This window comes from Dietzia sp. SLG310A2-38A2, assembly GCF_014145095.1.
Lineage (GTDB): Bacteria > Actinomycetota > Actinomycetes > Mycobacteriales > Mycobacteriaceae > Dietzia.
On record NZ_JAALDX010000295.1, the window covers coordinates 1 to 11,031 of the forward strand.

General features: G+C 70.8%; 12 protein-coding genes. 6 read left to right on the forward strand and 6 right to left on the reverse strand.

What is annotated here, in order from left to right; translation table 11 throughout:
• Positions 1-1,190, forward strand: a 1,190-nt coding sequence (locus G6027_RS11010) for an FAD-dependent oxidoreductase (protein ID WP_182637219.1), incomplete at its 5' end; no start/stop codon positions are given.
• Positions 1,191-1,318: 128 nt separating this feature from the next.
• Complete coding sequence (locus G6027_RS11015; RefSeq protein ID WP_182637220.1) at positions 1,319-1,978, forward strand: class I SAM-dependent methyltransferase; 660 nt, start codon at positions 1,319-1,321, stop codon at positions 1,976-1,978.
• A 20-nt stretch (positions 1,979-1,998) separates the two neighbouring features.
• Here G6027_RS11015 and eutC read toward each other — a convergent pair whose 3' ends face one another.
• From eutC to G6027_RS11035, 4 genes are all read right to left on the reverse strand, one after another.
• Entirely contained in the window at positions 1,999-2,745 is a 747-nt protein-coding gene (eutC, locus tag G6027_RS11020; protein WP_182637221.1) for an ethanolamine ammonia-lyase subunit EutC, read from the reverse strand.
• Complete coding sequence (locus G6027_RS11025; protein WP_182637222.1) at positions 2,742-4,154, reverse strand: ethanolamine ammonia-lyase subunit EutB; 1,413 nt, start codon at positions 4,152-4,154, stop codon at positions 2,742-2,744. Before G6027_RS11025 ends, eutC begins: the two co-directional genes overlap by 4 nt.
• Positions 4,151-5,590 carry an ethanolamine permease gene (gene eat / locus G6027_RS11030; protein ID WP_182637223.1) on the reverse strand — a complete coding sequence of 480 codons (1,440 nt, stop codon included), beginning with the start codon at positions 5,588-5,590 and terminating at the stop codon, positions 4,151-4,153. The genes G6027_RS11025 and eat overlap by 4 nt, the downstream gene beginning before the upstream one ends.
• Before the next feature lie 170 nt (positions 5,591-5,760).
• The gene (locus tag G6027_RS11035; protein WP_182637224.1) at positions 5,761-6,288 is read right to left on the reverse strand and encodes a bifunctional adenosylcobinamide kinase/adenosylcobinamide-phosphate guanylyltransferase; all 528 of its coding nucleotides are present in this window, start codon (positions 6,286-6,288) and stop codon (positions 5,761-5,763) included.
• Positions 6,289-6,437: 149 nt separating this feature from the next.
• Between G6027_RS11035 and G6027_RS11040 the strand changes: the two genes are divergently transcribed.
• Positions 6,438-7,640, forward strand: a complete 1,203-nt coding sequence (locus G6027_RS11040; protein ID WP_182637225.1) for a 12-oxophytodienoate reductase — start codon at positions 6,438-6,440, stop codon at positions 7,638-7,640.
• A 63-nt stretch (positions 7,641-7,703) separates the two neighbouring features.
• Here the strand turns inward: G6027_RS11040 and G6027_RS11045 are convergent, their stop codons facing one another.
• The gene (locus G6027_RS11045; protein WP_182637226.1) at positions 7,704-8,234 is read right to left on the reverse strand and encodes a helix-turn-helix domain-containing protein; all 531 of its coding nucleotides are present in this window, start codon (positions 8,232-8,234) and stop codon (positions 7,704-7,706) included.
• A gap of 79 nt (positions 8,235-8,313) precedes the next feature.
• On the opposite strand from G6027_RS11045, the gene G6027_RS11050 reads away from it, so the two are divergent.
• Complete coding sequence (locus G6027_RS11050) at positions 8,314-8,880, forward strand: dihydrofolate reductase family protein (RefSeq protein ID WP_182637227.1); 567 nt, start codon at positions 8,314-8,316, stop codon at positions 8,878-8,880.
• Here the strand turns inward: G6027_RS11050 and G6027_RS11055 are convergent.
• The gene (locus tag G6027_RS11055; RefSeq protein ID WP_182637228.1) at positions 8,877-9,524 is read right to left on the reverse strand and encodes a TetR/AcrR family transcriptional regulator; all 648 of its coding nucleotides are present in this window, start codon (positions 9,522-9,524) and stop codon (positions 8,877-8,879) included. The two genes, G6027_RS11050 and G6027_RS11055, sit on opposite strands and share 4 nt — an antisense overlap.
• Before the next feature lie 80 nt (positions 9,525-9,604).
• Here G6027_RS11055 and G6027_RS11060 point away from each other — a divergent pair, with 80 nt between their 5' ends.
• Both G6027_RS11060 and G6027_RS11065 read left to right on the forward strand, forming a co-directional pair.
• Positions 9,605-10,213, forward strand: coding sequence for a GNAT family N-acetyltransferase (locus G6027_RS11060; RefSeq protein WP_182637229.1), 609 nt, complete (start codon positions 9,605-9,607; stop codon positions 10,211-10,213).
• Positions 10,206-10,781, forward strand: a complete 576-nt coding sequence (locus tag G6027_RS11065; RefSeq protein ID WP_182637230.1) for an N-acetyltransferase — start codon at positions 10,206-10,208, stop codon at positions 10,779-10,781. The genes G6027_RS11060 and G6027_RS11065 overlap by 8 nt, the downstream gene beginning before the upstream one ends.
• The last annotated feature ends 250 nt before the right edge of the window (positions 10,782-11,031 follow it).

Below are 11,031 nucleotides of genomic sequence, written 5' to 3' on the forward strand. Positions count from 1 at the left end.
CGCTGCGGGTGGCCATCGTCGGAGCCGGGCCCGCCGCCCTGTACACCGCCGACGAGCTGCTCAGGCAGCCGGGCGTCGAGGTGACCGTCTTCGATCGCCTGCCCGTCCCCCACGGCCTGGCCCGGCACGGCGTGGCCCCCGACCACCCGCGGACCCGGTCGGTCACCGACCTGTTCGCGCTCATCGAGGCCCAGGCCGGCTTCACCTACCGGCTGGGGGTGGAGATCGGCCGGGATGTCACCGTGGACGAGCTCGCCGCCACCCACGACGCCGTGGTCTACGCGACCGGGGCCAGTACCGACCGCCCCCTCGAGATCCCGGGCACCGGGCTCACCGGAAGCATGTCCGCCACGGAGGTGGTGTCCTGGTACAACGGCCACCCCGACCACGTCGACGCCCGGGTCCCGCTCGACCACGAGCGCGCCGTCATCGTGGGCAACGGCAACGTCGCCCTGGACGTCGCCAGGATCCTCGCCACCCCCGCGGAGTCCCTCGCCGGGACCGACATCTCACCTGTCGCCCTCGAGGCCCTGCGGGACAGCCGCATCCGCGAGATCGTCGTGCTGGGTCGACGCGGTCCCGCCCAGGCCGCGTTCACCCTTCCCGAAGTGGTCGGGCTGGCCTCGCGTGAGGACATCGACCTGCGGGTCGAGGCTCAGGACGGGATCGACCCGGGAGCGGAGACCGATCCCCAGAGATCCCTCATGCTCGACTGCCTCGCGGAGGTGGCCGCCCGCGAGCCGCGGACCGGCAGCCCGCGGATCATCCTGCGTTTCCAGACCGCACCCGTCGAGGTCGTCGGTGCAGAACGCGTCGAGGGACTGCGGATCGCGGCGACGGAGTTGACGACCCTGGACGGCGACGTGCGCGCGGTTGCCCGCCCGGGAACCGAGGAGGTCCTGCCCGCGGGACTGGTCCTGCGTTCGGTCGGGTACCGCGGGGTACCCGTGCCGGGAGTGCCGTTCGACCCCGTCACCGGGACGATCCCCCACCGCGCCAGCCGGGTCCTCGACAGTCCGGGCGGGTCCGAGGTCCCCGGCGCCTACGTGGTCGGATGGATCAAGCGAGGTCCCCGCGGGTTCATCGGGTCCAACAAGACCTGCGCCCGCGAGACGGTCGACGCGCTGCTCGCCGACGCCAACGCGGGGCTGCTCGCGGCTTCCCGATCGGCGAGGGCGTTCGCGACATAGTCGTCGCACCGCGCGCCCGGAGCGCGCGGAGGCGACGCCCGTCGTCGTCGGTGTCGTCGGCGCCCATGGAGCACCACCGCGGTGGTACCTCTGCGGGTTACTGTCGCACCGCGACGACGGGAGGGCCCATGCCCACAGGATCCACCGACCACCGGGACCGGGATCGGGGCGCCAGCAGTGGCATCTACAACCGGGGCACGCTGCGTATCTACGACGCCGCCGTGCTCGGCGTGACCAACTCACTGATCTGGCGCTGCCCGACGCGGACGTTGGTGGACCACTATCGGAATCACGCCGGCCCGTCGCATCTCGACATCGGACCGGGCACCGGCTACTTTCTCGAACGCATCGACTCCCCGTTGATCACCCTGCTGGATCTCAACGGCGCCTCACTCGCCGCCGCCGAGGCCCGCATCGGGTCCGGGAAGAAGGTGGAGCAGATCCGGCAGTCGTTCTTCTCGCCACTCGAGGACGAGCGGCGGTTCGACTCGATCGGGCTCAACTTCCTGCTGCACTGCATCCCCGGACGCGCCAAGTGGGATCGCCTCGCTGAGCTGCGCCGGCACCTGCGCCCCGGGGGCACCCTGTTCGGATCCACCGTCCTTCCCGGTACTTCCACCGCGAATCCCCTCGCGCGGGTGCTCAACCGCACGTACAACCGACTCGGCGTCTTCGGCAACGCCGAGGACACCATGGCAGATCTGGAGGCGGCCCTCGCGGGCATGGCCGACGTGAGAGCCCGGCAGGTCGGCCAGGTCGCGCTGTTCTCGGCACGGCGACCCGAGTAACCGGCACTCGGGCCCGGGCACTACTCGAGCGTCAGCGCGTCCGCCCGCGAGGTGTCCTTGAGCGCCACCCCGGACGCGCCGAGCGCCCGGGCACCCGCGATGAGTCGCGCGACGATGTGTGCGGAGCGGTCGTAACCCAATCCGTCCGGCGGGTGGATGTTGGAGATGCAGTTGCGTCCGGAGTCCGAGGTGCCCGGGGCGGGAAGGTGGGTCAGGTAGATCCCCAGGCTGTCCGCGACCGACAGCCCCGGCCGCTCGCCGATGATCACGACGACCGTGCGCACCCCCATCGCCTGCGCGAGGTGATCTCCCAGCGCCACCCGCGCCTCGGTCGCGATCACCGGTGGCGCGATCGAGTACAGCTCGGACAGCTCGGACACCAGCGCGCCGAGGAGCCCGGTGCCGTGGTCCATCAGCGCCCGGGGGGACAGGCCGTCGGCCAGGACGAGGCCCACATCGAACTCCCCCGCGGTGATCGAGGACAGGTCCTGCGGCACCCTGCCCAGGTCCGGACGACGGAGGTACTCCGCCCGCGAGGAGGCCTGCGAGGAGACCACCGCGGGCACCCCGATGCCGATCTCCTCCACCTGCGCGGCCAGGGCCTCGACGTCCAGCGGCATGTGCACTGCGTCGCGCGCGGCGGCGTGGGCGGACCGGAACTCCAGGACGCGCCGGGTGGGGAGCGAGTCGCCGGTGCGGCCCAGCCCGATGCGCGCCTGGGTACTGCGACGGAGCTCGTCCCAGAATGACGGTTCGATCCCGCTCATCGCGTCCCCGTCAGGGCGCGAAGCGGAGATCCCGACGCGTCGACCTCGAGGATCCGCCCGTGCGCATCGACCATGCCCAGACGGTCGAGCCAGGCCGCGAACTCGGGAGCCGGGGCCAGCCCCAACACCTGCCTGACGTACAGCACGTCGTGGAAGCTCAGGCTCTGGTAGCCGAGCATCACGTCGTCGGCGCCGGGGACCGCGATGACGAACGCGGTGCCCGCCGCCCCGAGCAGCGTGAGCAGGGTGTCCATGTCGTCCTGGTCGGCCTCGGCGTGGTTGGTGTAGCAGACGTCCACACCCATCGGCAGCCCGAGGAGCTTGGCGCAGAAGTGGTCCTCGAGCCCGGCGCGGATGATCTGTTTGCCGTCGTAGAGGTACTCGGGTCCGATGAACCCGACGACGGTGTTGACCAGCAGCGGTTCGAGGTCCCGGCAGACCGCGTAGGCCCTGGCCTCGAGGGTCTGCTGGTCCACGGGCAGGCCGCCCGTCCCCAGGTGTGCGCCCGCGCTCAACGCGGAACCCTGCCCAGTCTCGAGGTACATCACGTTGTCGCCCACGGTGCCGCGGTGCAGCGAGCGGCCCGCCTCGTTGGCCTCGCGCAGCAGCGTCAGGTCCACGCCGAAACCGGAGTTGGCGCCCTCGGTGCCGGCGACGGACTGGAACACCAGGTCCACCGGTGCCCCCTTCTCGATCAGTTCCATCGTCGTGGTGACGTGCGAGAGGACGCAGGACTGCGTGGGGATCTCGAAGCGCTGCCGGATCTCGTCGAGCAGGTGCAGCAGGTCCGACGTGGCGTGCGGGGAGTCCGTCGCCGGATTGACGCCGATCACCGCGTCGCCGGAACCCAGGAGCAGACCGTCGAGGGTGGCCGCGGCGATGCCACGCGGATCGTCGGTCGGGTGATTGGGCTGCAGCCGCGTCGCGAGCGTGCCCGGCAATCCCACGGTGGTCCGGAACGCGGAGGTCACCCGGACCGCTCGGGCCACCGAGATCAGGTCCTGGTTGCGCATCAGCTTGCTCACCGCCGCCACCATCTCGGGGGTCAGCCCCGCGGCGACGGAGCTCAATGTTGCTGCCGCCCCGGGTGAGGCCGCGACCTCGAGGAGCCAGTCGCGCAGGCCACCCACGGTGAGGTGGGCCAGCGGGGCGAAGGCGGCGCGATCATGGGAGTCGACGATGAGCCGGGTGACCTCGTCGGTCTCGTACGGCACCAGCAGGTCCTCGAGGAAGGTCTCGAGCAGGACGTCGGCGAGCGCCCACTGCGCGGCAGCACGTTCGGCGTCCGACGACGCCGCGCACCCGGCCAGTTCGTCCCCCGATCGCTGTGGCGACGCCCTGGCCATCAGCTCGACGAGGCCGTCGAACTGATAGGTCGTTCCCGAGACCTGCTGGGTGTACGTGGTCATTCGAGCTCTGCTTCCGCTCTGGCCAGTGCGGCGAACTCCTCGTCCGGGGAGTTGGCGACGAGGTGGTGCCGACTGTAGATACCGAAGTACAGCATGAACGCCCCGAACACCACCAGGCACCAGAGCGCGGCCGTGCTGTTGACGAGGAAGGTGGCCACCACGGCCAGCGCGGCGATGACGAGCGCGAAGCCGGTGGTCACGACGCCACCCGGGGTCCGGTACGGGCGCTCCATGTCCGGCTCCCTGCGTCGCAGCACGATGTGGCTGACCATCATCAGGACGTAGCTGAGCGCGGCGCCGAACACCGCCATGTTGAGCAGCATGTCGCCCTGCCCGGTGAGGGAGAGCAGGAACCCGATGACGCCCGGAACGATGAGGGCCAGGGTCGGCGCCTTGCGCGAGTTGGTGATGGACAGCGCCGTGGGCAGGTAGCCGGCGCGGGAGAGGGCGAACAGCTGGCGGGAGTAGGCGTACATGATCGAGAAGAAGCTGGCGACGAGTCCGGCGAGCCCGATGTAGTTGACGACCTTCGCGGCCGGGCCGTCCCCGAGGGCCTCGACCAGAGGGTTACCCGAGGACTGGATGGCATCCGCGCCCCCCGCGCCGGTGGCGAGGACCAGAACGGTGGTCGCGGTGACGAGCAGGACACCCATCGCGGCGATGATGCCGCGGGGGACGTTCCTGGACGGATCCTTGGCCTCCTCGGCGGCCAGTGGCACACCCTCGATGGCGAGGAAGAACCAGATCGCGAAGGGAACGGCGGCCCAGATCCCGATGAAGCCGAACGGCAGGAAGTCCGAGGCGCCGGCGGCGTCGGTGGGAGCGATGTTGGTGAGGTTGGCCGCCTCGAACTGACCCGCCGCCGCCACTGCGAAGACGATGAGGCCGACGAGCGCGATCGCGGTGATGACGAACATGACCTTGAGCGCCTCCCCCGCACCGGACAGGTGGATCCCGATGAAGATCGCGTACACGGCGAGGTAGATCCACCACCCGTCGGTGATCCCGAACAGGTTGAGGGATTCCACGTACGCGCCGATGAACGTCGCGATGGCCGCGGGCGCGATGGCGTACTCGATGAGGATGGCCGTTCCGGTGGCGAACCCACCCCACGGTCCCAACGCCCGCCGCGCGAAGGTGTAGCCCCCGCCCGCGGCCGGGAGTGCCGAGGACATCTCGGCCATGCCGAGCACCATGGCGAGGTACATGCCGGCGATGATCACGGCCGCGATGAGCAGGCCACCGAACCCGCCCTGTTCCAGGCCGAAGTTCCACCCGGAGTAGTCGCCGGAGATCACGTAGCTGACGCCGAGACCCGCGAGCAGCACCCACCCCGCGGTGCCCTTCTTCAACTGGCGCCTGGCCAGGTAGTCACTGCCCTCGATGTGCGACTGCGTGCCGTCGTGATGGCTACTGATCGATTCTGTGGCGGACATGCGCGGCCTTCCTCGAAGCGAGATCGACGGATGTCGCGCGGGGTGCGCGGACCGGATCACCGTAGGTCGGCGGTGTAAGCACCGGGTCGACGCGCTGTGACGGCCTGGTTACGACGATTCCGGTCCGCTACCGGCCGGGCCCGGAGGCACTCCGACATCCGGAGCGGGGGTCACATCCGGAGTACCCGACCACATACGACCAGGTGCACCTCGTCGCACGCCTCGGCGACACCCTGGTTGACAGCGCCCAGGAGGTCACGGAACACCCCGCCGGAGCGATGGGACGGCACGACCCCGTATCCGACCTCGTTGGTCACCAGCACCACCTCGTCGTCGTGATCCCTCAAGGCTTCACGGACCGCCGCGACGTGCTGGTCCAGCATGTCGTGCGCGGCGTCCATCGGCGCATCCCACAGCTCCGCGCGGTCCAGGATCGCGGTGACCCAGGTCCCCAGGCAGTCGACGAGCACCGGACCGGCGGCGGCACCGAGCGCCGACGCGAGGTCCACGGTCTCCACCGTCTCCCATCCCGTGGGGCGGTGGGCGCGGTGGCGTGCGACCCGGAGCTCCCAGTCGGGATCGCTGCCGTCCGCCACCGGTCCGGGTGCGACGACGGTGACGTGGTCGCGGCCCTTCAACAGGCCGGCGGCGTGCCTCGACTTGCCGGAGCGCACGCCCCCCGTGACCAGGACTCTCATCACCCCAGCGTAGAACCCGGTGGAGACGGTCGGGCGGAACGCTGTCCACGCCGGGCCGGACTTCTCTACTATTGACAGTTGTCAAGTGATGGCGCCGCCGGCTCGGGCCCGGCGGGTCGCCCTCACCGGAGAAGAAGAGGTCCCACGAGATGACGTCATCGGTCGCCACCACGCGCGAGGCGCTGTTCCGCCCCCTGCAGGTCAGGTCCTTGCAGCTGGCCAACCGCCTGGTCATGTCGCCCATGACGCGGATGGGCTGCCCGGACGCCCTGCCCGACGAGGTGAACCGCGACTACTACGCCTCCCGCGCCGCCGGCGGGACCGCGCTGATCGTCACGGAGGGGATCGGCGTGGACCACCCGACCTCGGTGGATCACGCGTGGATCCCCCGCCTCGACGGCCCCGAGTCCGTGGCCGCCTGGCGGCAGGTCACCGACGCGGTCCACTCGGCCGGGGGCCGCATCCTCGCGCAGCTGTGGCACGTCGGCCCGCTCTGGGGTGCCAACGCCCGTTTCGACCGGGCCAATCGGGACAGGCTCATGGAGAGGCACCCGATGCGGCCGTCCGGGCGATGGGGGACCCCGGGCGTCACCACCTATTCCGAGCGGAGCGTCGCCCGGTGGTCACCGGAGGTCGCACCGATGACCGAGGGCGACATCGCCGAGGTGATCGAGGCCTTCGCCCGGTCCGCCCGGCTGGCGATGGAGGCCGGATTCGACGGCGTGACCCTCCACGGCGGACACGGGTACCTCCCCGACTCCTTCGTCTGGTCCGACACCAACCGGCGGACCGACACCTGGGGCGGCGACCTGGCCGCGCGCAGCCGGTTCCCCGCCGCGGTGGTCGCCGGGGTCCGCGAGGCGATCGGGCCCGACGCCCCGCTGTTCTACCGCTTCTCCCAGCACACCCAGCAGGACTACACCGCCCGCAAGGCCACCACGCCCGACGAGCTGGGCGTGTACCTCGGCGCACTCGCCGACGCGGGGGTGGACCTGCTCGACGCCTCCACCAGGCGGTTCAACGACCCGGCATTCCCGGACCTGGAGGGCGACGACGGCGAGGTGTCCCTGGCCGGATGGGCCCGCCGACTGACCGGGCTGCCCTCGGGCGCGGTGGGCGGGGTGGGGATCGGAGCCTCGCTCCGCGAGCAGAAGTCCGGGGCGCCCGCCCACACCGCGGACAACATCGATGCCGTGGTGGACTGCCTCGAGGCCGGCGAGTTCGATCTCATCTCGGTGGGCCGGCTACACCTGGCGGATCCGGCCATCGCGACCGTCCTGCGCACCGGCGATCCGTTGCCGGAGTTCGTGCGCGAGGTCCACGAGATGCCGCTGCGTAGCCCCGAGAGCTGACACGCCCCGAGACCAGATGGCCTTTTTCGACCCCGGGGCCGCGCCGTTCGGCCGGCACCGGACCTACTCCGGACCGCCCTCGTCGGCCACCTGTTCGTAGGCGGCGGTCAGACCGGCGAGGACGCCGTCCGCGACCGGTGGCTCTCCGGCGAGGTGGGTCGCCCGCAGTTCGTCCATGAACTGATCCCACAGGCGCGGCCCACCCTCGGCAAGCAAACTGGCTCTGACCGAGAGTTCGGGACTCGTCGGGAGCCATCGGGTTCCCCACGCGCCGAGTTGCGCGAACACGGGCACGAGCTGGATCGACGCCTCGGTCAACCGGTACTCCACCCGCTGACGGTGACGGGGGTCGTCGTGACGGGTGAGCATCCCGGCGCCCACCAGTTTGGCGAGCCTCGAGGCGAGGATATTGGAGGCGATCCCCTCCATCGACTGCCCCAACAGCTCCCGGAACCGCCGACGGTCCCCGAACATGATGTCCCGGAGAACGACCAGGCTCCAGCGATCGCCGAGTAGCTCGGCGGTCATGTTGATCGGGCAGCCCGACTTACCCGGAGGTACGGGGAGCACACGCGGCACTTCCGCTTGCGACATGCAATCAGTATAGTCGCCCGGGAAAGCGATTGCGTTTTGCAATCGGTCGGGCAGGGCGCAGACGACCCCGGAGGTCACCATGGGCACGCTGATCTATTCGATGATCACCTCTCTCGACGGCTACGTCGCGGATCGGGACGGCAACTTCGGCTGGGCGGTCCCCGACGAGGAAGTACTGGAGACCATCAACCGGGACACCGCCGGGGTCTCCACCTTCCTCTACGGCCGCACGATGTACGAGACGATGAGGGTCTGGGAAACGGATCCCGCCATCGCCGGCCAGTCCCCCCGGTCAGCAGATTTCGCACGCCTCTGGACGCGGGCGGACAAGGTCGTGTACTCCACGACGCTGCCGGAGGTCGACACCACGCGGACCCGGCTCGAGCGGCGGTTCGACCCCGACGAGGTCCGCGAACTGAAGGCCCGGGCGGAAGGCGACCTGACGGTCGACGGACCCACGCTCGCCGCCCACGCACTGCGGCACCGCCTGGTCGACGAGGTCCGGATGCTCTTGTGTCCCGTCACGGTGGGAGGGGGCCGACCGATGTTCCCCGACAGCCCGCTCGACCTACGACTTCGAGATCTGAGACGGTTCGGCAACGGGATGGTGCAGCTGTACTACGACGTGGGCACGGGCACGCACTAGGAGCCGGCCAGCCGTTCGATCCCGTCATGCATCAGGTCCAGAGCGGTCCCGAAGACGACACCGGGGTCGATCCCGCGATAGTCGTCCAGGAGCGCCGTGGTGAGCGGATAGTCCTCGGCGGGAAGGGTCTCGATCTCCGCCGCGGTGACGTCGTCCACGGGAGCGACCATCCCGAGGGCCTCCGCCGTGGCGAGCCCCAGGACGGTCGCGTACCAACCCACGGTCACCGTCACCACCTGCGGCCGGGGAACCCCGGCCCCCAGCATCGCCGCGTGCACCACCTCGGTCGTGGCGTAGTCGGCCGACCCGGTGTGGGTGAACTGCTGGAGCAACGGGAACGTCCGGGGATAGGCCCCGGCCAGAGCTCGGTACTGGTCTGCCAGGTGACGCAGGGTCGGTCGCCAGGGCGCCCCGGGAGGGGCGGGCCGCACCTGGCCGTCGAGCCACGACGCCATGGCCCGGGCAAGTCCCTGCTTGGACCCGAAGTGATAGGCCACCGACATCGCGTCACACCCCGCCGCGCGACCCACCCCGCGCATGCTGAACGACTCCTGCCCGCCCTCCTCCAGCACGCCGACGGCCGACTCGACGATCAGGGCGGGGGACAACCCCCTGGGCCCTCGTCCGGCGCGGCGCTCGGCCATCAGTCCCCCCACTTTCGGGCCGACGGGCCCGACACGCTTTTTCTACATTGTAGAATAGGGCGCAATCGAGGGAGGACGACATGGTGGAAATCAGGCCGGCGGGGGCCTCCGATGCACAGATCATCGGGGAGATGCTCGGGGAGGCGTTCAGCGCCGATCCGGCATGGGCGCAGTTCTTTCCCGACGAGGCCTCACGGCCCGCACGCCTGACCGCGCACTATCGCCGCCACGTGCGTCGGCACCCGGACCGGGTCGACGTGGCCGTGGAGGACGGGCAGACGTTGGGGGCATTGCTCTGGGAGCCTCCCCACCGTGAGTCGGGACGGTGGTCGCGGTGGAGAGAGGGTGTCGCCGCGGTTCTCCGACTGCTGATCTCGCCCACCGCGCGCCGTGGCAGGGCCCACACCCGCGCGGTCGACGCACACCGGCCGTCGGAGCCGCACTGGTATTTCCACGACATCGCCGCCGGGCCCCGGGCTCGCGGGAAGGGGATCGGGTCAGCCCTCCTGCGCCACCGCCTGGACCTCATCGATCGAGGTGTGCCGGAGCCGGTGTTCCTCGAGGCGACCACCCCGGGCAGCCGCCGCCTGTACGAACGGTTCGGTTTCCTCCCCGTGGGCACGGTGCCCACGGGGCCGGGACAGGAGTCCACGGCGATGATCCGTCCGGCGGGAGCCCAGAATGACTGACCCCCGCCTCGCCTCGCCGGACGATCTCGCCCCCGCCGCCGAGACCCTGGCCCAGGCGTTCGCGCACTACCCCTGGACCCGTCACGTCATCCCCGAGGAGGGATACGCCGAGCGCCTGCTCACGCTGCAGCAGCTCTATCTGGCGCACGCCCACCGGCACGGGATCGTCGCGGTCACCGAGGACCGTGACGGCGTGATCGCGCTCCTGCCCCCGGACGCGCCGGAGCCCGAGGACGAGGCCGTCGAGCAGATCGTGGCCCTGCACGGTGACCGCATCGGGAGGCTGGGCGACGGATCACCGCCGCACGACGGGTGGACCCTGGAGACCCTCGGCGTGCGCCCCGCCGCGCAGGGCAGACGACTCGGTAGCGCCCTGCTCGTGTTCGCGCTCACCGAGGCGGGGCGTCGAGGCGCCCGCGCCGTTCGGTTGGAGACCTCGGACGAGCGGAACGTGCGACTGTACGAGCGGCACGGGTTCCACGTGACCGGACGCCGCGAGCACCCGGACGGACCGCCCGTCTGGGACATGGAGGTCGACGACATGGAGGCCCACACCCGCACCTCCTGACCGCTCGCCCACTGCTGCCGGGGAGGCCACCGGGAGGCCGATCGGCTGACGACGGGGAGGCGGAGCCGCGACGGTGGGGGATGGGGCGGTGACGTAGGTTCTACGTCGTGACCGGCTACTGCGACCCGATGGCGCAGTGGCGCGCGGTGGCGGTGGTGCTCGCGTCCGTGCTCACCGCCACGGTCGCGCACACCGCTGCCGGGGGCTCGACGCCCGGCCCGGGTGGGTGGGCCGTCGTGTTCCTGTGCCT

Bases quoted from the DNA above. Each gene is read 5' to 3' on its own strand.
- G6027_RS11050 (WP_182637227.1), top strand. From the start codon at position 8,314: ATGGGCACGCTGATCTATTCGATGATCACCTCTCTCGACGGCTACGTC.
- G6027_RS11040 (WP_182637225.1), top strand. From the start codon at position 6,438: ATGACGTCATCGGTCGCCACCACGCGCGAGGCGCTGTTCCGCCCCCTG.
- G6027_RS11015 (WP_182637220.1), top strand. From the start codon at position 1,319: ATGCCCACAGGATCCACCGACCACCGGGACCGGGATCGGGGCGCCAGC.
- G6027_RS11045 (WP_182637226.1), bottom strand. From the start codon at position 8,234: ATGTCGCAAGCGGAAGTGCCGCGTGTGCTCCCCGTACCTCCGGGTAAG.
- eat (WP_182637223.1), bottom strand. From the start codon at position 5,590: ATGTCCGCCACAGAATCGATCAGTAGCCATCACGACGGCACGCAGTCG.
- G6027_RS11025 (WP_182637222.1), bottom strand. From the start codon at position 4,154: ATGACCACGTACACCCAGCAGGTCTCGGGAACGACCTATCAGTTCGAC.
- G6027_RS11035 (WP_182637224.1), bottom strand. From the start codon at position 6,288: ATGAGAGTCCTGGTCACGGGGGGCGTGCGCTCCGGCAAGTCGAGGCAC.
- G6027_RS11065 (WP_182637230.1), top strand. From the start codon at position 10,206: ATGACTGACCCCCGCCTCGCCTCGCCGGACGATCTCGCCCCCGCCGCC.
- G6027_RS11060 (WP_182637229.1), top strand. From the start codon at position 9,605: ATGGTGGAAATCAGGCCGGCGGGGGCCTCCGATGCACAGATCATCGGG.
- eutC (WP_182637221.1), bottom strand. From the start codon at position 2,745: ATGAGCGGGATCGAACCGTCATTCTGGGACGAGCTCCGTCGCAGTACC.
- G6027_RS11055 (WP_182637228.1), bottom strand. From the start codon at position 9,524: ATGGCCGAGCGCCGCGCCGGACGAGGGCCCAGGGGGTTGTCCCCCGCC.